The following is a 22986-nucleotide window of genomic DNA, read 5'->3' on the forward strand; positions in this document are numbered from 1 at the left end:
GTTCTAACTACACCAGGGTGGCGGCTGCTGTAAGGGCGACTGCTCACATGAGGTTCTCAAGGTTTCAGTCGAAAACGGGTGGCAACGCGCCACTGCTTTGTCAGTTCAAGGGTTTGCGGGTGGGGGGATTCAAACCCGGGCCTCAAGCAAATTACAGACGTCAGGCGACAGTCTCGTCAGGGACCATCAGGGGGCGGCGCTGATACAGGCGGGACCGGCTCCGAGAGCACACTCCGCACCGTCGGCCATATTCGCGAGATGTGGCCCGTGAGGAGTTGCCTCGCTCTCGGCGCATTCCCTTCCTCGATCGCCGCCACGATCTCGGCGTGCTCGCGCACGGCCTCTTCCCACTCGGGGCGGGTCGGCGTTCCCAGATAACGCACGCGCCGAAGCCGCGCGGTATAGGCGCGATGGGTGTCGCTCAAGAATGTATTGTGGGCGCTCTCCACGATTCGTGCATGCAGGTCCTGATTGAATTTGGAATAGGCCAACTTATCACTCGCGGCGAAGGCGGTCGCCGCGTCCTCCTGCAGGCGCTTCAGGGCGATCACATCGTCGCGGTCGGCCCGCTCGCAGGCGAGTCCCGCCGCAAATCCCTCCAGTTCGGCCAGAACCTCGATCAGAGCGCGTGCCTCCTCGGGGGTGAGGCTTGCGACATAGCTGCCCCGGTCCGGGATGATGGTCACCAGCCCTTCGACTGCGAGGACCTTCAGTGCCTCCCGGATCGGGGTCCGCGAAATGCCGAGTTGCTCCACGAGTTCCAACTCGTTGATGAATGCGCCTGGAGCCATCGAGCCTCCGACGATGCGGTCTCGCAAGAGCTCAGTGACTTCGTCATGCAGCGAGCGGCGCACCAGGGCCGGCCGCCCGTCTAAGCGCAGAAGTGTTGGCCGGCGTTGTCGCATAGGCCTTCATCTCGCACTGATTCTCGCCCGGAGCAACCGGGCGCCGCGGGCTGCGATTTCCGCTTGTCGTAATTCTGTAATTATGTAATTTCTAGCGACAGGAATACTGGTTAACGTTCGGGACAGCGGCGGGGAGCGGCGTATGACGGATGAAATCCAGGTTGAGCGACGCGGCCCGCTCGCTACCGTCACCTTCAACCGGCCCGAAAAGCACAACGCCTTTACGCTCGGCATGTACGCGGAGCTCGGAGAAACGATGCGGAGGCTCTCCGAGGATGACGCCATTCGCTGCGTCCTTCTGCGCGGCGCAGGCGAGCGTGCCTTCTGCGCCGGCAGCGATATCGGCGAGTTCGGCGCTGACCGCATGGGCTCCGCCCAGGCGCGCGAATATGCGGAAAGGACATCGGGACCGTTCCGTCACCTCTATGGCTGCCGACACCCAACCGTCGCGGCGATCCGGGGCGTCTGCATCGGAGGGGGGCTGGAACTCGCGATCATGTGCGACATCCGGATCTGCTCACCTGACAGCCGGTTCGGGATACCGCCCAACCGGCTTGGTCTGACGCTTGATTTCGCCGAATTGTCGGTGCTGTGCGAAGTCGTCGGTCGAAGCAAGGCGCTTGAGATCCTGCTGGAGGGACGAATCTTCGGGGCGGACGAAGCACTGCGGCTAGGTCTCGTCACCCGCGTCGTGGAACCCGACAAATTCGATGAGGAGGTCGACCGGACGGTCGCCCGAATCCTTTCCTCAGCCCCGCTATCGAATCGCTGGCATAAGGCGTTCGTCCGCCGGCTGGCCGATCCAACGCCGCTTTCCGAAGAGGAACTCGGCGAAGCCTACCTTTGCTACGACACGCACGATTACCTGGAAGGGACGGCCGCCTTCAATGAAAAGCGTAGCCCCGTCTTCGTCGGCCGATGACCATGAGTGATCTCCCGGAAGGGCGCGAGGCGTCCGAGGCTGCGACAGGCGGCCCGCTTCAGGGCGTCAAGGTGATCGAACTTGCGCACGTCATGGCTGGCCCGACATGTGCGCGCATGCTTGCCGACATGGGCGCCGACGTCATCAAGGTGGAAAAGGTGCCTGGCGGCGATGATATCCGGCGCGACACGGTACCGGGCGAAGCAGACGATCCATCCTCGCATGCCTTCATGATGATGAACCGCAATAAGCGCGGCGTTGCCATCAATCTGAAGACGCCCGCCGGACGAGCGGTGCTGCGCCGGCTTCTGAAGACGGCCGATGTTCTCATCGAGAACTACCGCCACGACACGATGGCCAAGCTAGGCCTCGGATGGGATGACCTCAAAACGGAATTTCCGCGGCTTGTCTATTGCGCGGTGTCCGGGTTCGGCCGTTCCGGCCCTTATGCGGAGCGGGGAGGCTTCGACCTAGTCGCGCAGGGCATGACCGGCCTGATGAGTATTACCGGGGCTGAGGACAGTCGCGCACCCGTCAAGGTCGGGCCACCCATTACCGACATCGCCGCGGGCGTGCTGGCGGCGATGGGCGTTACTGCCGCGCTCTTCGCACGGCAAAGAACCGGGCGAGGGCAGTTCGTCGACACCTCGCTGCTAGAGGCTGGCGTCATCTTCACCTATTGGCATTCGGCGATGGCCTTTGCGACCGGAAGCTGCCCGGGCCCGCTCGGTTCCGCCCATCCCCTCAGCGCGCCCTATCAGGCATATCGCACGTCCGACGGGTGGATCACTCTGGGTGCAGCGAGCGAGGCGAACTGGCGCCGTCTTGCCGCCGAATGCGGCTGCCCTGGTGTCGGCGAGGATCCGCGCTTCGCCGACAATGCAAGCCGGATGGCGAACAAGGCGGCGCTCGATTCCGTCCTGGAGCCGGTCTTCCGTTCCCGCACCACCGCGGACTGGCTCGCCGCGCTCCAGGCGATCGGGGTGCCTGCCGGCCCGATCATGACCGTGCCAGAGATGCACCGGGATCCACAGGTCATTGCACGGCAGATGGTCCCGACGCTTGAGCATCCGCGACGCGGAGCCGTTCCGACGATCGGATTCCCGGTCAAGTTCTCTGATACGCCGGTAGATATCCGTCGAGCCGCACCGGACTACGGCCAGCATACGATAGAAGTGATGTTGCAGCATGGGTTCAGCGAGGCAGAGATCTCGAGACTGTCTGCAGCCGGCGACGTCCTGACGGGCGCTGAGTGAAGGGGACTGACACAATAGCCAAAAGAGACGGGACAACCGTCCATTCACCCGATGGGCGCAATGCGCGTCACATCTTGTTCTGGGAGGAAACAGCATGAAAATCGTAATGGCTCTCGCGGCGGCGATCTCCGCACTCGGCATATCGACCGCCGCTCTTGCGATGGACGCGGAAAAAGAAAAGGCGCTGTACGAGGCAGCCAAGCAAGAGGGCAGCCTAACCTGGTATACTGCCCAGTTCGATCAGAACATGGCCGCGGTCATCAGCAACGCCTTCTCGGAAAGGTACCCCGGGATCGCGGTAAACGGCATCAAAGCGACGGCGCAGGTTTCGTTTCAGCGGCTGCTTCTCGAGATCAAGGCCGGCCAGCCGCTCGCAGACGTGTTCAGTTCCACGGATGTCAGCCAGTTTCCGCAACTGAAGGAAATGGGAGCTCTCGAAGCCTACACGCCGGCGAACGAGAGCGAGATCGTTGCCGAATATCGCAACCTCGATCCGGAAGGCTACTACACCACAACGCTGGTGAGCCTGATTGGCATTGTCTACAACACCGACAAGATCGGTGAAGCGGATGCGCCGAAGAACTGGACCGACCTGACGAATGCAGAATGGGCCGGCAAGGGTGCCTATGGCGACCCGAATTATAGCGGCATGATGGGAGTCTGGACCGTTGCAATGGCCGACAAATACGGCTGGGATTTCTTCGAGAAACTGGCCAAGACGGATCCGCAGATCGGACGCTCAATCGATGACGCGGTGACGCTTCTGAATTCCGGTGAACGCCTCGTCGGGATTGGCGATCCGAGCACGGCCTTGCAGAGCGCCGCGAAGGGCAACCCCGTCGGCGTCATCTATCCTTCCGACGGCGCCGTGGCCGTGAAGTTTCCCTCCGCCGTCCTGAAGAACGCGAAAAGCCCAAACGCGGCGAAGCTGTTCATGGAGTTCCTGCTCAGCGAGGACGTTATGAAAATCGCCGTGGAAGGCTTCCTGCCTTCGATCCGGCCCGACGTGCCGCCGTCTTCGGGAGCGAAAGCGCTTGATGACCTCAGTGTGATCGCGCCGACGCCGGGAGACGTTGCGGCGAAGGTCGCCGGCAATCGGGAAAAGTGGCGCGATACCTTCGGCATGTAGGTCGGACCGTCACCTCGCCTGAATTGCACCTGGGGGCCGAACCAGCATGATGCCTGCGCATGATATCCGTCCGGTCTCGACTGCTGCGTGGCTGCGCGGATCCCTGTTGTGGAAGGCCCTCGCCGTTCTCACTGTCGCGCTGCTCCTGTTCCTGGTGGCGAATCCGATTCTGCGGATCGTCATCACGAGCTTCCAGGATCCAGCGGACGGCAGCCTTGTCCTGGAGAACTACGCAATCGCCTTCGGCTCGGTTCGAAGCCTGCGCGCCTTCGCCAACTCCATTCTCTACGGGGTTGGCGTCACCGCTCTTGCGATCATCGTCGCCTTGCCGATGGCCTGGGCAGTTTCGCGGACCGACATGCCGTGCAAGGGACTCGTGCGCGGCGTCGTGCTCGGGGCCTTCATAACGCCATCCTATCTCGGCGCTGTCGGCTGGATACTCCTCGCCGGGCCGAACGCCGGCTGGCTGAACCAGGTGTGGATGGGCCTGACCGGCAGTTCCTCCGGCATAATCAACATCTTCAGCTTTTCCGGCCTGGTCTTTGTCACCACGCTCTACAGCTTTCCCTACATCTTCGTCTTTGCGTCCGACTCGCTCGACCTCCTCTCCTCAGAGATGGAGGACGCAGCCAACATCCTCGGCGCGGGAACACTGCGGACCTCGCTGAAAGTGACCCTGCCACTGATCTTGCCCGCCATCTCCGCAGGCGCCATCATCACGTTCCTCGATACGATCGCGCTTTTCGGTACGCCGGCCATCATCGCACTGCCGGCGCGAATCAACGTGATGACGCTGCAACTCTGGCAGTTCTTCGAGTTTCCGGTGCGCGTCGAGGCCGCTGCCGCCTACTCTATCCCGCTGATCGCCATCACCTGCTTGCTCTTCGGACTGCAGCGCCTTGTCCTTGGACGCCGCGGCTATGTGGCTCTCACCGGCAAGACCAGCCAGCGTCGTCTCATTGTAACCGGGCGCTGGCGATGGGCGCTGCTCGGCTATTGCCTGCTGATCTGCTCGCTTGCTGTGTTCCTTCCCTTCGCGGCGCTCAGCCAGGCCGCCTTCAGCACGGCTTGGGGCAAGGGATTGTCCTGGACGAATTTCACCCTCCACAACTTCGCCTATGTGCTGTTCGAGCACCCAAGCTCGGCGCAGACGATAGCGAACACCTTCTTCTACGCCGCCTCGGCAGCCACGCTCGCCGTCGCTCTGGGCCTGACGATCGCTTACATCCTGAACCGGAAGCTTGTCCCCTTCGGCGGTGCGCTTGCGATGCTCGCCATGACGCCGTTCGTCATCCCCGGCATTGTCCTCGCGGTCGGCTTCTATATCGCCTATACGAGCCCGCCTCTGTCGCTCTACGGGACCGCGGCCATCCTCGTCCTCGCCTATACGGCGCGCTTTCTGCCCGTCGCCTTCGCCAACTCGGTCGCGGCGCTGCGTAGCATCAACCCGGAAATGGAGGAAGCGGTCCGGATCCTCGGGGGCAGTCGCGTGACCGCGCTGACAAAGGTGCTGGGGCCACTGCTCAAGAAAAGCCTCGCGGGATCCTGGATCCTGGTGCTTATTCCGGCGATGCGCGAGTTAAGCACGGCGATCTTCCTCGTCTCTCCCAATACGCGTGTCCTCCCCGTCATGCTTCTCGATCTGAGCGAGGACGGGAATTTCGAGGCAATGGCGGCGCTCGGCGTGATTCTGCTCGTGACGACCGTCCTTATCGTGGCGATCAGCTACAGGCTACTTGGCCGCGACATCATCCTGAAGAGGTCCTGAAATGCCGGCGAGACCATTCCGAGCCGATACGAACCAGGAGGCGTCAGGGGACGATGTCTCGTCGCAGCGGCCGATCGCCTCCACGTTGCGTCTCATCGATGTGCGACGCGGCTTCGGCGCTATGATGGCCGTAGACGGCGTCTCTCTTGACATCCAGCCGGGAGAACTCGTGTCGCTCCTTGGCCCATCGGGGTGCGGAAAGACGACGATGCTGCGCATGCTGGCCGGCTTTCTCCCACCGACAGCCGGGCGGATCGAGATGGACGGCCAGACGATCTCGTCGCCCGGCATGACGGTGCCCCCGGAGCGGCGGCAGATGTCGATGATTTTCCAGAGTTATGCGGTCTGGCCGAATATGACCGTCGCCGAGAACGTGGCCTTTGGCCTGAAGCTCAGGAGCATGTCCCGGGCCACGATCGCCAAGAAGGTCCGGGACATGCTGGAACTGGTCAAGCTCGCCGAACTCGCCGACCGCTATCCGGGCGAACTTTCCGGCGGTCAGCAGCAGCGCGTCGCCCTCGCGCGCGCCATGGTCATCCAGCCGCGCGTCCTCCTCCTTGACGAGCCGCTGTCCAACCTCGACGCGGCTCTACGGGAGGAGATGCGCTTCGAGATCAGACGGCTGCACGACGCTTTCCGCTTCACCACAGTCTATGTCACGCACGACCAGAGCGAGGCGATGGTCACCTCAGACCGGATCGCTGTCATGAAGAACGGCAGGATCGAGCAGATCGACCGACCCTATTCGATCTACAATGAGCCCAAGACCCGGTTCGTGGCGGAATTCATCGGCCGCACCAATCTGATCACCGGAACGGTTGCACCGGATGAAATCGTCTTCAACGGCTTCGCGATCAGGAAGGCCCTCTTTGGCGCAGGCCGCCTCACAAACACGAACGGAACCATCACCTTCTCGCTGCGACCGCAGAGCATCGAGATCAGGTCGACACCGCCAAACTCCTCCGACGGGCAGGTGAGCGTTACGGGCGCCCTCATACAGCGCACATATCTCGGCGATTCCTGGGACTATCTGGTGCAACCCGCGGGGGGCGACGCCGCGCTCCGGATCAGTGCGCCCCCTGCGCAGATGCTTGAGGTGGGAGTTCCTGTATGGCTGCGGATCGATCCGCGTCAGATGGCGGCGGTGGAATAAGAACGCCATGGTGCTCGAGGAGATCGCCGGGTTGATCGGCGGCGCGCATGTCCTGTCGCGAGACGAACTCGCAGGTAGGCCGCGCGACTTCTGGACAAAGGAGCCGACGCGGGCACGCGCTCTTGTCCGCCCGGGAAACGTCGCCGAGGTCTCCCGCGTTCTGGCGCTCTGCAACGCGCGCGGCCAGAAGGTGATCCCAGAGGGCGGCCGCACCAATCTCGTCCAGGGCACCCAGGCCGCCGGCGACGAGATCCTGCTCTCGCTGGAGCGGCTGAACGGCATTGCCGATCCAGATGCAAGATCCGCAACGGTGATGGCGGAAGCCGGAGCCACGATCCAGCGCATACAGGAGCGCGCGGAAGTGGCCGGACTTCGCTTCGGGCTGGATTTCGGGGCGCGCGGCAGCGCCAGCCTTGGCGGGGCACTCGCCATGAACGCTGGGGGCCTGCAGGCTCTCCGCTACGGGACGGCGCGTAGCCAGGTCGCAGGGCTGGAGGCGGTGCTCTCTGATGGGACTGTTGTCAGTCACCTCACGCCCTTTACGAAGGACAACACCGGCTACGATCTGAAGCAGTTCTTCATCGGCTCGGAAGGAACGCTCGGCGTCATCACGAGAGCCGTGCTGCACCTCCATCCTCTTCCGGCCGGAGCCGACACGGCGCTCCTCGCCTTCGATGATTTTGGCGCGGCGGCCGCGCTCCTCGGCGCGCTGCGCGCCCAACTCGCCGGAACCCTGTCGTCCTTCGAGATCATGTGGGGGGAGTTTTTCGACTTCAACACCGGGGAGCAGGGCGTCGGCACCGCGCCACTCGCGCGAGGTCACGCCTATTACGTCATCTGCGAAGCGGAGGGATTCGATCCTTCCTTCGACAGGCAGCGCTTTGAGACGCTGATCGCGAGCGCATTTGAAAGGGGCGGTGCACGGGATGCGGTCGTCGCCCAATCGGAACGGGAGCGGCGGGAAATCTGGAATATCCGGGAGAACTTTGACGCAGAGATCCGGCTCTTTGGGACGCTGGTGGATTACGATCTGTCGTTACCTATTGATGCAATGGAGTCCTTTGCGGAGGCGGTTCGCCGCGAGCTTCAGGCGAAAGCGCCTCAGAATCGCGGTCTCCACATCATGGGTCATCTCGGCGACGGCAACCTCCATCTGACAACAGGCGTCCCGGACCCTGAGATGAAGCCGCTGATCGATGAACTCGTCTATGGGCTGATCGCCGCCCATGGAGGCGCCATTTCAGCTGAACATGGGATCGGCATTACCAAGAAGCGGTTTCTGCGTCACTCGAGAAGCCCCGAGGAACTCGCCCTCATGCGGCGGCTGAAGACGACGCTTGACCCCGCGAATATCCTCAACCCTGGCAAGGTTATCGACGTGACCGGGCCTGTCACACTCGAAGGTCGGGTAGCGCAATGAGTGAGAACAACAATTTCTATAAACTGTTGGAGACCCGCTTCGGCTCGATCGTACGGCCTTTATATTGGGGGACGGAAGCACAGTCAGCTATGGAGAAATCGCAGAGCTTTCTTCTGCATATGCCGGTGCGCTCGCAGGCTTGGGTGTACGCACAGGCGACCGTGTGACCGTCCAGGTCAGCAAGTCACTGGCCAATGTCGCCCTCTATCTTGGTGCCCTGAAACTGGGTGTCGTCTATCAGCCACTCAACACGGCATACACTCCGGCTGAACTGGAGTTCTTCGTATCCGATGCGGAGCCGGCGCTGATCGTCGCCGATCCTGCGGTGCAAGGAATAGCGGAGGCGATTGCCGCCCGGAACGGCGTCGCGAGCGTCGCTACTCTCGACGCCGAGGGCGTCGGCTCGCTGAGTGCAATGGCGGCAAGCTCTCCCCCGCTGCGCGAGATTGCGCTCAAGGCCCGGACGATGTCGCCGCCCTTCTTTACACCTCGGGCACAACAGGTCGGTCGAAAGGAGCGATGATCACACACCGAAATCTCGGCTCCAATGCACTCGCCCTTTGTGATATCTGGCGTATGCACGACGGCGACGTTCTGCTGCACGCTCTTCCCATCTTTCATACCCACGGGCTGTTCGTCGCCCTGAATACAGCCTTTCTGACCTCCGCGCGCATCCTTTGGCATGAGAACTTCAACGCCGGTGACGTGATCGCCGCGCTTCCCCGACGTGACTGTTATGATGGGTTCCCGACATACTTTACGCGGCTTCTGGATACCGGACTGCTGACACCGGAGCTATGCCGCGGCACCCGTGTCTTCATTTCAGGTTCCGCGCCGCTCCTGCCGCAGACCCACGTGCAATTCGAGGAGGCGCCGGACATAAGATCCTCGAGCGTTACGGCATGACCGAATGCGGTATGATCACCTCCAACCCTTATGATGCGGGAACGCGTGCCTTGCACGGTGGGCTTCTCCCTGCCGGGTGTTGCGCTCCGCATCGCTGACAAGACGGGCGCAACGCTAAATTCTGGCGAAATCGGCACGATCGAAGTGTGTGGGCCGAACGCGTTTAAGGGCTACTGGCGCCTACCCGAAAAGACGGCAGAGGAATTTCGCAAGGATGGCTTCTTCATCACCGGCGATCTTGCCACGATGGACGATGAGGGCCGGGTAGCGATCATCGGTCGCGGCAAGGATTTGATCATCTCCGGCGGGCTGAATGTCTATCCCAAGGAGATCGAGACCGAGATCAACGCTCTGCCCAGTGTCTCGGAAGCCGCGGTGATCGGCGTTCCACACCCGGATTTCGGCGAGGCCGTTGTGGCAGTTGTGGTCGCGAGCGAGCTAAAAAGCAGGCCCTCCGAATCCGACCTCATCGCACGTCTTGCGCTTCGACTCGCAAAATTCAAAACGCCCAAGCGCGTCATCTTCATCGATGAATTGCCGCGAAACACGATTGGCAAGATTCAGAAAGCCGCGCTTGCGGCACGCTTCGCGCATCTATTTGTCGCTGAAGAGCGCCGCACCGGCGATTCGCCCTGTTCCGCTTTTTGAAGTCGTGGGCAAGGGTGGCCCGGATCGCCACACCGACGGGTGGGCTCAGCCCGCAGCCGGTTAATCTCTGGTCGATGGAGCTTTCCGGCATGAGAGTCGCGCGATCGCGCTCGCCAAGAACGCTGATTTCGCGCTCACGGTCGATCTTCAACTGGGCGCGCAGAGTCCATCTCAGCGAGTTCGCTGACGAATGAGAGTCGGCAAGTTCCCCTTGACCGTCAAACTGGGCGGCAACCGCGTCGCCTTCGTCGAGGATGAAATCGAAGCGTGGATCGAGGAAAAGATTCGGGCATGGGATGAAAGGCGGGCGCGGAGGCAAGGAGCCTGAGAATAATGGCCATGCGCCCCGATCCGCGAGCCGTGCCCGATATTGCCCAGACCCCGCGCGCCGACGCGGGGCCATCTCCGGAGAGGATCGTAAGTCTTTGGCTAAGCTTGGAAAAATAGAGTGGCTCCCCGGGCCGGATTCGAACCAGCGACCAACCGGTTAACAGCCGGTTGCTCTACCGCTGAGCTACCGGGGAACAGAAGCTCGGATCAGCGTCGCGGCTGCCTATAGCAAACACCTTTTGGCTTTGCAAAGCGCCGCCAGACATTTTTTTGCTTCTGTCCAATGCCTATGTGCGGCGCAATGGAAACGGATCGACGAATGAAGCATGTAAACGGCCCGGGCGTGCCGCATTCCCAGCCGCTCGCAGCGGAGCTGCCGATGGCGGAAGCGGCAGGGCCGCAGGGCGAGGTGCCGAGGCCGCGACGCAAGGTGAGGGTGGGGGGGCGGCACTTCCATCTGCCCGAATCGCGCGGTCTGCGCATCACCATCGGAGTCCTGCTGGTGATTGGCGGAATGCTTGGCTTCCTGCCGATCCTGGGCTTCTGGATGATTCCTCTCGGCCTGCTCGTGCTCTCATATGAGTTTTCGCGCATGAGGCGGTGGCGGCGGCGCGGCTCCGTCTGGTGGGGGCGAAGGCGGAGCCGTTCGAAGGCGAGCGGCCTGACCGGGAAGGGGATGCGGTAGCGACTGAAGGCGCTAAGGCGCCGCAGTTGAAGCCCTCCCTGGCTTAAGCTATCCAATAACGATGCGTGTTATGCCTTCAGCCAATGGTTGGCATGCCGTGACGCCGTCGCCCCGCAGCCGGCACACGGAGATGCTCAGGCTGTGCGCACGCATTGGCTTTTCCCCGCCCACGCTCCCTCATTGAACAGAGTCGTATCCGGCCATCACGCCGGCCGATCCATGATCTTTGAGGGATAGCCATGACCTATCACAACTATTCGCTGAAGCAGTTGCAGCAGATCGATGCGCAACATCACCTGCATCCGTTCACAGACCACAAGGACCTTCGCGGTGCGGGAAGCCGCATGATCGTGCGCGCCGACGGGCCGTTTATCTACGACGCCGAGGGCCATCAGATCCTCGACGGTATGGCCGGGCTCTGGTGCGTGAACATCGGCTACGGCCGCAATGAACTCGCCGAGGTCGCCTACGAGCAGATGAAGGAGTTGCCCTACTACAACTCCTTCTTCCGCTGCGCGCCTCCCGCTGCCGGGCTGCTCGCCCAAAAAATCGCGCAGCTCGCTCCAAAGCACCTCAACCAGGTATTCTTCGGGTCGTCGGGCTCGGAATCGAACGACACGGCGCTGCGGCTGGTTCGGCATTACTGGGCGCTGGAGGGCAAGCCGGAGAAGAACCGGATCATCTCGCGCCAGAACGCCTATCATGGCTCGACCATCGCCGGCACCTCGCTGGGCGGTATGGAGCCGATGCACGGCCAGTTGCACGGGGCGGTGCCGAACATCGTGCATGTGATGATGCCCTATGCCTACGAACTGGCGCTGCCGGGTGAGAGCGACCATGAGTTCGGTCTCAGAGCCGCCAAGGCGGTCGAGGACGCAATCCTCGAAGCTGGCCCGGACAAGATCGCGGCCTTCATCGGCGAGCCGGTGATGGGGGCGGGTGGGGTAAAAATCCCGCCGGCGAGCTACTGGCCGGAGGTACAGCGCATCTGCCGCAAGTACGACGTGCTCCTCATGCTGGACGAGGTCATCACCGGCTACGGCCGTACCGGCAACTGGTTCGCCGCCGAGACTTTTGGGATCGAGCCGGACACGATTACGACCGCCAAGGCGCTGACCTCGGGCTACCTGCCGCTCTCGGCCCTGCTGGTGAGCGACCGCATCGCCAAGACGCTCGAGGAGAAGGGTGGCGAGTTCCACCACGGCTATACCTATTCGGGACATCCGGTGTGCTGCGCGGTCGGGCTGAAGAATCTCGAGATCATCGAGAAGGAGGGGCTGGTCGAACGCGTGCGCGAGGATACGGGCCCCTATTTCGCGCAGATGCTGCGCGAGCGGGCTGCCGGCCATCCGCTGGTCGGCGAGGTCCGCAGCGTCGGGCTGATGGGCGCGATCGAGATCGTCAAGGACAGAGAGACGCGCGAGCGCTTCCTGCCTTCGGGGAGCGCTGCAGTGATCGTGCGCGACCATGCGATCGCCAACGGGCTGATGATGCGCGCCACCGGCGACACGATGATCCTTTCGCCGCCGCTGATGTGGACGCGCGAGACGATCGATCTCGCCGGCGAGCGGATCGCCAAGGCGCTGGATCTTGCCGAGGCGCAGTTGCGCAAGCCAAGCTGAGGTTTTGGGGCGGGGCCCTGCGCCCCGCCCATTCTGCCAAGGAGACCGTGATGTCAGGCAAAGCTTTGGTCGAGCCGGTCGAGTACGAAGCCGCAGGCGCCGAAGTCCGGGCCGTCTACGACGACATCATGGCGACCCGGAAGACCGACTGGATCAACAATTTCTGGAAGGTGCTGGCGCACGATCCGGTCCTGCTCAAGCGCACCTGGGAATCGGTGAGGGAGGTGATGGCGCCCGGCGCGCTCGATCCTCTCACCAAGGAGCTCATCTACATCGCCGTCTCGGCGACCAACGGCTGCGAGTATTGCACTTATTCCCATACGGCCTCGGCACGGGCCAAGGGCATGAGCGACGCGCAGTTCATGGAACTGATGGCAGTTGTCGGCATGGCGAATGAGACCAACCGGCTGGCCAATGGGTTGCGGCCGCCCGTCGATCCGCAGTTCGAGCCGCGATAGCGGCCGGGCTTTCAGGGAAGCGACCCTCCACTAGTTGGGCAAGTCGAAGCAGGAGAGGGGTGGGCCGATGGCGCGCACACGCAAAAGCACACGCAGGGCTGTAGGTGTTGCGGCGGACCTGATGCTGGCTCCGGCGGTGATCGGGATGCGCATGCCGCTTCTTGCCGCCGAGGCGCAGAGTGGCAACGGCACGCTCGGCGTGGAGACAATGCGTGCAGTTACCGAGAAAGCCGCGGCGATGGCCGACGGCGTTTTTGCGGCCCAGGTATCGATGGTCAGCGCGGCCATGATGTTCTGGCCCGAACTGCTTTCGGGTCGCACCCCGTCGCTGCTCAGCGGTGCTGCTGTCGAGAAGGCGATGCATGAGGCGCTGAGGCCGGCCCGCCGCACGGTCAAGGCGAACTATCGAAGGCTGCGGGCGAAATAGCCGGTAAATTCATCCAAGTTCTTAAGCCGTGCAGGCAAATGCAAAAGCCGCGTCCTCCGCTCGCGCGAAGGAACGCGGTCTTGCCAAGATACGCATGGCACTTCGCTTACGCGATACACTGCGAAGATGACTGCTCCGGTACGCAAGTACCTGATCCGGAGCGTGAGAGCGGCTTACGACGACCGATCTGGCTCCTTTGTAGCTGCACATTGTTACTGCGCGGTTATTGAGTGGCTAACCAAAGCTTAATGCGCGAGGATTTCCGGGCTTCAGCCTACGTCGCCGCGCAGCATGCGGATGATCGCGGAAAAGTCGTCGCCGGCGTGGCCGAGACCGGCGAACAGCGAATAGAGCTGCGCGGCCTGCGCCCCCATCGGCGTCGAAGCGCCCGATCCTTGCGCCGCCTCCTGCGCCAGCTTGAGATCCTTCAGCATCAGCGCCGCCGCGAAGCCGGGACTGTAGTTGCGATTCGCGGGGGAGGCGGTGACCGGCCCCGGAACCGGGCAGTAGCTAGTCAGCGACCAGCACTGGCCGGACGAGGTGGAGGCGACGTCGAACAGGGCCTGATGGGAGAGGCCGATCTTTTCCGCGAGCACGAACGCTTCGGCGACACCGATCATCGAGATGCCGAGGATCATGTTGTTGCAGATCTTGGCCGCCTGGCCTGCCCCGGCATCGCCGCAATGGACGATGCGGCCCGCCATGGGCTGCAGGATCGGCTCGGCCCTGTCGAACGCCTCCTTTGTGCCGCCGGCCATGAATGTCAGCGTGCCGGCCGCGGCGCCCGCAGTTCCGCCTGAGACCGGCGCGTCGATCGACGGGAGACCGTGTTGCGAGGCGACCGCATGGGCGCGCCGCGCCGATTCGATGTCCACCGTGGAACTGTCGATCATCAGCGCGCCGGGCGCGACCTTCGGGGCGATATCCTCATAGACCGAGATCACATGCTTGCCGGCCGGCAGCATGGTGATGACCACCTCGGCGTCCTGCACGGCGGCGGCCGCATCGGCCATCACCGTGACGCCGTTGTCTCGCGCCTTGGCGAGATTCTCCGGCAGGAGATCGAAGCCATGGACACTATGCCCTGCCTTCACGAGGTTCGCGGCCATCGGGTTACCCATGTTGCCGAGGCCGATGAATGCGATGGTGGTCATGGTGAGGTCCTCCCTGGGTCGGCAGTAGGCAGTAGGGGTATTCCGGGAGCGGCATGCGGTGGGCGGAGACGTTTCCCTGTTGAAGCGGCAACGCCAAAGCTTCCCGACTGCCGATTGCCTACTGCCCACTGCCTATCAAACTTCGCGCCACGATCAGCCGCATGATCTCGTTTGTGCCCTCGAGGATCTGATGAACCCTGAGATCCCGCACCAGCTTCTCGATGCCGTAGTCGTGCAAATAGCCGTAGCCGCCATGAATCTGCAGCGCCTCGTTGGCGACGTTGAAGCCGACGTCGGTGACGAAGCGCTTCGCCATGGCTGACCATTTTCCGGCGTCCGGGCTGCGTGCATCGAGCTTTGCGGCGGCGGCATAGAGGAAGGTGCGCGCAGCCTGGAGTTCTGTCTCCATGTCGGCAAACTTGAACTGCAGCGCCTGGAACTCGCGGATGGCCTTGCCGAACGCCTTCCGCTCGCCGGCGTAGCCGAGCGCTTTGTCGAGCGCGGCCTGCGCGCCGCCGAGCGAACAGGCGGCGATGTTCAGACGCCCGCCGTCCAGCCCCGCCATGGCGATTGAGAAGCCCGCGCCTTCGTCCGCCAGCCGGTTCGCGACAGGCACGCGGCAGTCGGAGAAGACGACCTGCCGGGTCGGCTGCATGTGCCAGCCCATTTTCTCCTCCAGCGCGCCGAAGGAGAGGCCGGGCGTGTCCTTCTCGACGACGAGCGCGGAAATGCCCTTCGCTCCCTCCGCGCCGGTGCGCACCATGACGACATAGAGGTCGCTGGTCCCGGCGCCCGAGATGAACTGTTTTGTGCCGTTGACGACGTAATGGTCGCCGTCGCGCACGGCCCGCGTCTTCAACGCGGCGGCGTCGGAGCCGGAGCCCGGCTCGGTGAGGCAGTAGCTCGCCAGCCACTCCATGGAGGTGAGATTCGGCAGGTACCGGCGGCGCTGCTCCTCGCTGCCGAAGCGGTCGATCATCGATGCCGCCATGTTGTGGATGGAGACGAAGGCGGAGAAGCCTGGGCAGGCCCCGGCCAGCGCCTCGAACACGAGCACCGCGTCGAGCCGGCTCAATGCGGAGCCGCCGAAATCGTCGCGCACACAGATGCCGCCGAAGCCGAGAGGCCCGGTCTCGCGGATCACGTTCACCGGGAAATGCCGGGTCCGGTCCCATTCCAGAGCGTGCGGCGCGACGCGGTCGGCCGCGAAAGCCTCCGCGACCTCCTTGATGGCGCGCTGTTCTTCGGTGAGGTCGAACTGGGTCGCGGCCGGATCGACTGCGGCGTCCATGTCGTTCTCCCTGACGTTTTTGGCTATGCCTTGGAAGGCAATCTAGACCAATGATGCCGCCGCGCAACCCGAGCCTTGCCGCGACCGGCGGCAGGGAGAATCGGCGAGAGGACCGAGTGACCACAGCCCCTGAAAGACTGCTTCAGGCGTTCCGCCAATATCTTGGCGCGCTTTCCGAGCCGGTTCCCAGCCGGTTCCTCGAAGGGCTCGGCGAGCCTATGCAGGCGCGCGACCTCGCGCTGCGTACGCTTGACTGCCTGGCGCATCTCGACCGGATTGCCGCGTCGGCGCCGCCGGAATCGCACGGCCTGATCCGCCTGCTGGCCGACCACCGCGACCAGTTGGTGTGGGGCCAGACCTACACTGCAGCGGATTTCGGCCAGCATTTCATCGACAATTACGGCTGGCTGGAACTGATCGGGACGCGCGGCCACTTCGAAAGCGAAGAGATCGCAGCCGGCTTCCTGATCCTCGGCCCAGGCGTCCACTATCCGGATCACCACCATGCCGCGGAGGAGATCTATGTCCCGCTCGCCGGTGAGGCCGAATGGCGCAAGGGGAACGGCTCCTTCCTGCGCTGGCAGCCGGGTGAGGTGATCCATCATCCTTCCAATGTCAGCCACGCCATGCGAACCGGCTCGGAGCCGCTGCTTGCGCTTTATCTGTGGCGCGGCGGACCGTTGGCGCAGCGCTCGGTGATCGCACCGGCAGAGACGGAGGCCTTCTGATGGCGCGGGCGGTGATGCTCCAGGGGACCGGGTCCGACGTTGGTAAGACCGTGCTGGTCGCAGGCCTCTGCCGGGTGGCCCGGCGGCGCGGCATGAAGGTACGCCCCTTCAAGCCGCAGAACATGTCGAACAACGCCGCCGTGGCGGACCTGCTAGGCGAGACGGGCGGCGGGGAGATCGGCCGCGCGCAATGGCTGCAGGCGCTGGCCTGCGGGGTGCCGCCGTCGGTCCACATGAACCCGGTGCTGCTGAAACCCCAGAGCGAGACGGGGTCGCAAATCATCGTCCAGGGCAGGCTCTACGGCCAGGCCAAGGCGCGCGACTATCAGACGCTGAAACCGAAACTGATGGATGCGGTTCTCGACTCCTGGCAGCGGATCGGTGAGGACGCCGATCTCGTCATCGTCGAAGGCGCGGGCTCGCCGGCCGAGATCAACCTCAGGCCGCGCGACATCGCCAATATGGGGTTCGCGACCCGCGCCGACGTGCCGGTGATCCTCGTGGGCGACATCGACAGGGGCGGGGTGATCGCCTCGCTCGCCGGCACGCATCTCATCTTGCCGGATGAGGACCGCGCCATGATCGCCGGCTTCCTGATCAACAAGTTCCGCGGCGACGCGACGCTCTTCGATGAGGGGATCCGGGCCGTCAACCGTTTCACCGGCTGGCGCTGCTTCGGCGTGGTGCCCTGGCTTAAGGGCGCGGCGAGGCTGCCCGCCGAGGATTCTGTCGTTCTGGAGCGGCTGAGCGCAGCGCGGGGCGGACGGCTGAAGGTGGCGGTGCCGGTCCTTCCGCGCATTGCCAATTTCGACGACCTCGACCCCTTCCGGGCCGAGCCTCAGGTCGAACTGGTGTTCGTGCCGCCGGGCGAGAAGATTCCTTCCGACTCAGGGCTGGTCGTCATCCCGGGTTCGAAGTCGACCATCGGCGACCTGATCGCGCTGCGCCAGAACGGCTGGGATCGCGACCTCGCGGATCATCGCCGGCGGGGAGGGCACGTTGTCGGCATCTGCGGCGGCTACCAGATGCTCGGCCGGACGATCCGCGACCCCGATGGGATCGAGGGCAGCGTCCGCGAGATCGAAGGGCTGGGGCTTCTCGAAGTCGAGACGACGATGGCGCCGGAAAAGACCGTGCGCAATGTCAACGCCCGGTCGCTGCACTTCGATCTGCCGCTGTCAGGCTATGAAATCCACCTCGGGCGCACGACCGGACCAGACTGCGCGCGGCCCGCCGCCATGATCAACGGGGTGGAGGACGGCGCAACGTCTACCGACGGAAAGGTTTTTGGGACCTATCTGCACGGACTGTTCGGTTCGGATGCTTTTCGGGCGAGATTTCTTGAAACGATGGGTATTGAGGGATCCGGGGTGAATTACCGCGCCGACGTCGAGGCCGCACTGGACGAGATCGCCGAACAGTTCGAGAAACACCTCGACTGCGACGCCATCTTCGATCTCGCGCGCTAGTGGGACTGGATCAGAGATCGCAATTGCCATTACCCCACCCTAAGCCCTCAAGGAGGAGGGGACGCGCCGGCACGGCTGCCTGAGCCAACCTTTGACGATTTTGGTAGCAACGGCGGTTAAGTCGTCCCCCTCTCTTGAGGGGTGGGGGTACAGGCCACGCAAGCTCGTCACAGCATCCGAACGCGATCGCCCCGCGCCGCTGGCGCGTGACGCACCACATCCATGCATCAGCATTTCGTTTGAAATGCCGGTGCCTTGCACGTAAACGGGCAGCACGATCAATCCGAACATCGCAGGGCGGGATATTGGAAGGCCAGGAGAAAAGGTCGCCCGAAGGCGCCGGCCATGAGCCCGACAAGGCCGACATCTACGGCGAGGACGGGGTCATTCGCCCGAGCTACATCGCGCAGGTCGCCGCCGCGATCGCCGATCGCGACGTCCTTACCCTACGACGCGAGGTCGGCGACCTCCACCAGTCCGAGCTCGGTGACCTCTTGGAAGCGCTGCTGCCCGAACAGCGGCGCCTGCTGGTCTCGCTGCTCGGCGAGGATTTCGATTTTTCGTCGTTGACAGAGGTCGATGAGGCAATCCGCCTAGACATCGTCCAGAGCCTGCCCAATGCCGAGATCGCCAAGGCGGTGCAGGAACTCGATTCCGACGATGCCGTCTACATCCTGGAAGACCTCGACCAGGAGGACCAGGACGAGATTCTTTCGCAGTTGCCGTTCACGGAGCGCATCCGGCTGCGGCGTTCGCTGGACTACCCGGAAGAGACGGCCGGGCGGCGCATGCAGACGGAATTCGTCGCGGTCCCGCCGTTCTGGACGGTCGGACAGACCATCGACTACATGCGTGAAGACCAGAACCTGCCTGACCGGTTCAGCCAGATCTTCGTCATCGACCCGAGCTTCAGGCTGCTCGGGAGCGTGTACCTCGACCAGATTCTGCGCACCAAGCGCGGGGTCAAGATCGAAGACATCATGCACGAGACGCGCCACGCCATCCCCGCCACGATGGACCAGGAGGAGGCGGCGCGCGAGTTCGAGCAATACGACCTCTTGTCGGCCGCGGTCGTCGACGAAAACGACCGCCTTGTCGGCGTACTGACCATCGACGACGTGGTGGACGTCATCCAGGAGGAAGCCGAAGAGGATCTTCTGCGCATGGGCGGCGTCGGCGACGAAGAACTCTCCGACACGGTCGCCTCGATCTCGCGCTCGCGCGTGCCGTGGCTTTTGGTCAACCTCGCCACTGCCTTCATTTCCGCTTCGATCATCAGCATGTTCGGGGCGACGATCGAGCAGATGGTGGCGCTTGCCGCGCTGATGCCGGTTGTCGCCTCGCTGGGCGGCAATGCCGGCACGCAGACCATGACGGTGACGGTCCGCGCGCTCGCGACGCGCGATCTCGACATCTACAATGCCGGCCGCGTGATCCGGCGCGAAGTCATGGTCGGCGTGATGAACGGCGCGGTCATCGCCGCGATCATAGGGGTGATCGCCGGCGTGTGGTTCCACAATCTCGACCTTGGCATCGTGATCGCGATGGCCATGATCATCAACATGCTGGCGGCTGCGCTGGGCGGCATCCTGATCCCGCTGCTGCTTGACAAGCTTGGTGCGGATCCCGCGATCTCATCGTCGATTTTCACGACGATGATCACGGACGTGATCGGTTTTCTTGCCTTCCTCGGCCTCGCCGCATGGTGGCTCAAGCTGGGCTGAGCCCTGCCGCAGTCAGCCGCCGGAGCGCTTAACCCGCAGCTACGCGCTTTCTCCAGCTTTCGGCCAGTACGTACCGAAGCACCAGATGTTTCCTTCCGGATCTGCGCAGATGAAGTCGCGGCTGCCATAGTCGCGGTCGACCGGCTCCTCGATGATCCTTGCGCCTGCCGCTCTCGCCCGCTCGCACAGCACGTCCGCATCGTCCACCGCGATGTAGACGCTCTTGCCGCCATTCGCGCCCGGCTCGCCGACCATTTGGCCGTAGCCATCATCCCGTACGCTACCGAGCATGATCATCGACGAACCGAGGGCGAGTTCCGCGTGCCCTACTCTGTTGCCGTCCATATACTTGGCCCTGACCTCGAACCCGAATGCCTGGACCAGCCAGTCGATCATCCGCGCCGCGTCCTGATAACGGAAGGTGGGGAAAATGCGCGGTGCTTCGGTGTTTTCGAGACGTGTCATGAGTTCCTCCTTCAGGGTTTCCATGCGAGGCAGGATGGCAGGTGCGATCCGAGCGGTCTTGAAGGAATGTAACCTCACGTCAGGTTGAAGCTGCTCCGCCACGCGGACGGCGTCGAGTCGGATAGCGCCTGGAATTCGCGGGCCATATGCGCCTGGTCGGCATAGCCGCATTCCGCCGCAATCTCCGCCCAGCCGAGATCGGTGGATCTTGCGACCCGCATCGTTCGCTGGAATCGGACGATACGGGCGAGGGACTTCGGGCTGAGACCGATCTCTTCCCGGAAGGCATTGTTCAGGTGCTTCCGGCTGCAGTCAGCGAACTCGGCTAGGCGCGACACGGCAATCCGGCCACCTGAACCTTCGATCCGCTCGTAGGCGGCGCGAATGCGAAGGCCCGACGGCAGGGGCTCGGCGATGCGCTGCGCCACATGGTGCTCGGCGATTGCGAACCGCTTCCTCCAACTGGCCGTGTTGGCCAGGCGCTCGCGGAGCGACGCGCCCTCTGGCCCGAGGACGTCGCCGAGGTCCGCCATGCGGCCCGCGAGCTCGTGCATGGGAAAGCGGAAGAAGCGCCGCGCGCCCTGCGGCGTGAAGTCGATCTGAAGGCAATCCGACTGGCCGAAGGAGTCGATCACCACCGGCCCGGCGAACAGCCCGGCGGCGAAGCTGCCTACCCGGTCTTCGATCGTCGGGTGCCGTCCCAGCCCGATCCGGAACGGCTCGCCGAAGCTGATGACGAGAGGGATGGTGAGGGAAGCGCCCTCCCTTTGCCGAGCGTGGCCGTGAAAGCTTTCGCGATAGCCGGTCATGCGGCTGACGACGCCGGTCAAGGCGCCACCCGGATGATACTCGAACATTTCGAAGCTGCCGGGCGAAAGTGGCGCCGGCAGAGGGAGTGAGGTTGTCATGGGCCTCTCCAACCGGCCGAAGCTACCAAGCCGTGGTGACGAGGTCAAAACGCGATGGCGGCCTCAAAAGCCGAGATGGGTCCTGATCGAATTCGTCGGATCGGCGAGTAGCCGGGCGGCGAGCGCAACACAGGTGATGACCAGAAGCGGCCTTATGATCCTCGCACCATTGCGGATGGCTAGTCCCGCTCCGACGCGGGCGCCGACGAACTGCGCGACACCCATCAGCAGTCCGATCTTCCAGGACACGGCACCGACCAGCGAGAAGGCGGCAAAGCCGCCGACGTTGGAGGCGAAGTTCAGCAGCTTTGTATGCGCCGTCGCCTTGAGCAGGCCGTAGCCGGCCAGGCTGACGAAGGCGAGCATGAAGAGCGACCCCGTACCTGGGCCGAACACGCCGTCATAGAAGCCGATGAGCGGCACGATCGTCAGCGCGAAAACCAGGGGCGGCATCCGCCGCGCGCGGTCGACATCGTCCATGTTGGGCTTCAGCGCGAAGTAGAGCGCGATCGCGACCAGCACGAAGGGCAGGGCGATGCGCAGCCACTCGCCCGGAAGCACGCTGGCCAGCAGCGCTCCGGCAGCCCCGCCGGCGAGCGACAGCGCGGCAATAGGGAACTGCGCGGCGAGGTCGACCTGGCCCCCTCTGGCATAGGCGATCGTTGCCGAGCCCGACCCGAACAGGCCCTGCAGCTTGTTGGTCCCGAGCGCCTCGACTGGGGGAAACCCCGCAATCAGCAGCGCCGGCACGGTGATCAGGCCGCCGCCCCCGGCAATGGAATCGACAAAGCCGGCCAGGAAGGCCGCCGCAGTCAGGAGCAGGACGATTTCTAGTGAGAGTTCGAACACGGAAGGCGGTTCAGCGTTGTTGGCGCGGGTTTCGACCACATGGAATCCGTTTGCGCAAGGCCGATTTCAAGCTACGAAAGGCAAAGGTGTGCAGCGGAGGGATTTCGATATGGGGCTTCTTGCGCGGGTGGTATCCCTGTTCGAAGGCGATCCAGGGGTGCGCAAGGTCGCCGGGGACCCTGCGCTGTCGGCCGAACTGCTGCTGCTTTTCCGAATGATCCTAGCGGATGGGGAGGTAAGCGCAAGCGAGCTCGACACTTTTCGGCGCATCTGCGTGGACGCGTTCGGGATCAGCAAGGACAGCCTCGATGAGGTTATCGAGTTCCTGAACGACTTCGGCTACGAGACGAGCGGCGCGCAGGCACTTTCCATCTTCCGCGATGCCGACCTCGAGCGTCGCAAGCTGCTGGCCCGCCACATGGCCGAGATCGCCAAGGCAGACCGCCATCTCGCCGAGAAGGAAATGCGGTTGCTCCGGCGCACGCTCGACCTGCTGCACCTCGCGCCGTCGGATGTCGCTGGGCCGCACACCTAGGCGATGCGTCGATTGCTCGCCTGCGCCGCCAAAAGTGAGCGTCACGGCGGGATTTGAGCCTGCTCGCGAGCCGAAACCCCTTGTCTTTTTGCCGCGTTGTCGCTAATCGGCCCCGCATCTAGACGCACCCATAAGCTGACGCCAAGGACGGAGCATAATGGCCAAGAGCAAATTCGAGCGTACGAAGCCGCATGTGAACATTGGTACGATCGGCCATGTCGACCATGGCAAGAC

21 protein-coding genes, 1 tRNA gene and 2 pseudogenes are annotated in these 22986 nt (G+C 63.5%); 17 read left to right on the forward strand and 7 right to left on the reverse strand.

All coding sequences use genetic code 11. From position 1 onward, the window contains the following. Positions 1-176: 176 nt before the first annotated feature. Positions 177-905, reverse strand: a complete 729-nt coding sequence (locus HUI96_RS12100) for a GntR family transcriptional regulator (RefSeq protein ID WP_273033171.1) — start codon at positions 903-905, stop codon at positions 177-179. Positions 906-1047: 142 nt separating this feature from the next. Here HUI96_RS12100 and HUI96_RS12105 point away from each other — a divergent pair, with 142 nt between their 5' ends. From HUI96_RS12105 to HUI96_RS30260, 8 genes and pseudogenes are all read left to right on the forward strand, one after another. Further along, positions 1048-1827, forward strand: coding sequence for an enoyl-CoA hydratase/isomerase family protein (locus HUI96_RS12105; RefSeq protein WP_188254905.1), 780 nt, complete (start codon positions 1048-1050; stop codon positions 1825-1827). 2 nt (positions 1828-1829) lie between these two features. Continuing rightward, positions 1830-3083 (forward strand): CaiB/BaiF CoA transferase family protein, encoded by a 1254-nt coding sequence (locus HUI96_RS12110; protein ID WP_188254906.1) that lies wholly within the window; start codon positions 1830-1832, stop codon positions 3081-3083. A 94-nt stretch (positions 3084-3177) separates the two neighbouring features. Further along, positions 3178-4212 carry an ABC transporter substrate-binding protein gene (locus HUI96_RS12115; protein WP_188254907.1) on the forward strand — a complete coding sequence of 345 codons (1035 nt, stop codon included), beginning with the start codon at positions 3178-3180 and terminating at the stop codon, positions 4210-4212. Positions 4213-4258: 46 nt separating this feature from the next. Beyond that, the gene (locus HUI96_RS12120) at positions 4259-5980 is read left to right on the forward strand and encodes an ABC transporter permease (RefSeq protein WP_188254908.1); all 1722 of its coding nucleotides are present in this window, start codon (positions 4259-4261) and stop codon (positions 5978-5980) included. Between the two features lies 1 nt (position 5981). Next, positions 5982-7133 carry an ABC transporter ATP-binding protein gene (locus HUI96_RS12125; RefSeq protein ID WP_188254909.1) on the forward strand — a complete coding sequence of 384 codons (1152 nt, stop codon included), beginning with the start codon at positions 5982-5984 and terminating at the stop codon, positions 7131-7133. 7 nt (positions 7134-7140) lie between these two features. Then, positions 7141-8553, forward strand: coding sequence for an FAD-binding oxidoreductase (locus HUI96_RS12130; RefSeq protein WP_188254910.1), 1413 nt, complete (start codon positions 7141-7143; stop codon positions 8551-8553). A 61-nt stretch (positions 8554-8614) separates the two neighbouring features. Next, positions 8615-10107 (forward strand): annotated as a pseudogene (locus HUI96_RS30255) (AMP-binding protein). Between the two features lie 190 nt (positions 10108-10297). Then, positions 10298-10435 (forward strand): AlpA family phage regulatory protein, encoded by a 138-nt coding sequence (locus HUI96_RS30260; RefSeq protein ID WP_188254911.1) that lies wholly within the window; start codon positions 10298-10300, stop codon positions 10433-10435. A gap of 121 nt (positions 10436-10556) precedes the next feature. Here HUI96_RS30260 and HUI96_RS12145 read toward each other — a convergent pair. Further along, positions 10557-10631, reverse strand: a tRNA-Asn gene (locus HUI96_RS12145). 185 nt (positions 10632-10816) lie between these two features. Here HUI96_RS12145 and HUI96_RS12150 point away from each other — a divergent pair. The 4 genes from HUI96_RS12150 to HUI96_RS12165 all read left to right on the forward strand — a co-directional run bounded on the left by HUI96_RS12150 (position 10817) and on the right by HUI96_RS12165 (position 13629). Next, positions 10817-11122: a hypothetical protein gene (locus tag HUI96_RS12150; RefSeq protein ID WP_188254942.1), complete on the forward strand. Its 306-nt coding sequence runs from the start codon at positions 10817-10819 to the stop codon at positions 11120-11122. Positions 11123-11361: 239 nt separating this feature from the next. After that, a complete protein-coding gene (locus HUI96_RS12155) occupies positions 11362-12744 on the forward strand; it encodes an aspartate aminotransferase family protein (protein WP_188254912.1) in 1383 nt (460 codons plus the stop codon). Between the two features lie 50 nt (positions 12745-12794). Beyond that, positions 12795-13202: a carboxymuconolactone decarboxylase family protein gene (locus HUI96_RS12160; RefSeq protein ID WP_188254913.1), complete on the forward strand. Its 408-nt coding sequence runs from the start codon at positions 12795-12797 to the stop codon at positions 13200-13202. Positions 13203-13269: 67 nt separating this feature from the next. After that, complete coding sequence (locus HUI96_RS12165; protein ID WP_188254914.1) at positions 13270-13629, forward strand: hypothetical protein; 360 nt, start codon at positions 13270-13272, stop codon at positions 13627-13629. Between the two features lie 269 nt (positions 13630-13898). Here HUI96_RS12165 and mmsB read toward each other — a convergent pair whose 3' ends face one another. Continuing rightward, a complete protein-coding gene (mmsB, locus tag HUI96_RS12170) occupies positions 13899-14783 on the reverse strand; it encodes a 3-hydroxyisobutyrate dehydrogenase (RefSeq protein ID WP_188254915.1) in 885 nt (294 codons plus the stop codon). Between the two features lie 118 nt (positions 14784-14901). Continuing rightward, positions 14902-16074, reverse strand: coding sequence for an isobutyryl-CoA dehydrogenase (locus HUI96_RS12175; protein WP_188254916.1), 1173 nt, complete (start codon positions 16072-16074; stop codon positions 14902-14904). A 116-nt stretch (positions 16075-16190) separates the two neighbouring features. Between HUI96_RS12175 and HUI96_RS12180 the strand changes: the two genes are divergently transcribed. The 3 genes from HUI96_RS12180 (at position 16191) to mgtE (ending at position 19995) form a co-directional block, all read left to right on the forward strand. Beyond that, on the forward strand, positions 16191-16802 hold the full coding sequence (locus tag HUI96_RS12180; protein WP_337918265.1) for a dimethylsulfonioproprionate lyase family protein: 612 nt from the start codon (positions 16191-16193) through the stop codon (positions 16800-16802). Beyond that, positions 16802-18271: a cobyric acid synthase gene (locus HUI96_RS12185; RefSeq protein ID WP_188254917.1), complete on the forward strand. Its 1470-nt coding sequence runs from the start codon at positions 16802-16804 to the stop codon at positions 18269-18271. Before HUI96_RS12180 ends, HUI96_RS12185 begins: the two co-directional genes overlap by 1 nt. Positions 18272-18576: 305 nt before the next feature. Then, positions 18577-19995: a magnesium transporter gene (mgtE, locus tag HUI96_RS12190; protein WP_188254918.1), complete on the forward strand. Its 1419-nt coding sequence runs from the start codon at positions 18577-18579 to the stop codon at positions 19993-19995. Between the two features lie 39 nt (positions 19996-20034). Here the strand turns inward: mgtE and HUI96_RS12195 are convergent, their stop codons facing one another. The 3 genes from HUI96_RS12195 to HUI96_RS12205 form a co-directional block, all read right to left on the reverse strand. After that, the gene (locus tag HUI96_RS12195; RefSeq protein WP_188254919.1) at positions 20035-20460 is read right to left on the reverse strand and encodes a VOC family protein; all 426 of its coding nucleotides are present in this window, start codon (positions 20458-20460) and stop codon (positions 20035-20037) included. A 74-nt stretch (positions 20461-20534) separates the two neighbouring features. After that, positions 20535-21368, reverse strand: a complete 834-nt coding sequence (locus HUI96_RS12200) for a helix-turn-helix domain-containing protein (protein ID WP_237684091.1) — start codon at positions 21366-21368, stop codon at positions 20535-20537. A 63-nt stretch (positions 21369-21431) separates the two neighbouring features. Further along, positions 21432-22217 (reverse strand): TSUP family transporter, encoded by a 786-nt coding sequence (locus HUI96_RS12205; RefSeq protein ID WP_188254945.1) that lies wholly within the window; start codon positions 22215-22217, stop codon positions 21432-21434. Positions 22218-22326: 109 nt separating this feature from the next. Here HUI96_RS12205 and HUI96_RS12210 point away from each other — a divergent pair, with 109 nt between their 5' ends. Further along, positions 22327-22752 carry a TerB family tellurite resistance protein gene (locus HUI96_RS12210; protein WP_188254920.1) on the forward strand — a complete coding sequence of 142 codons (426 nt, stop codon included), beginning with the start codon at positions 22327-22329 and terminating at the stop codon, positions 22750-22752. Between the two features lie 157 nt (positions 22753-22909). After that, positions 22910-22986: pseudogene (locus tag HUI96_RS12215) on the forward strand (GTP-binding protein); the annotation flags it as partial.

The sequence above is a fragment of the Pseudaminobacter soli (ex Zhang et al. 2022) genome, from assembly GCF_014595955.1.
GTDB lineage: Bacteria > Pseudomonadota > Alphaproteobacteria > Rhizobiales > Rhizobiaceae > Kumtagia > Kumtagia pseudosoli.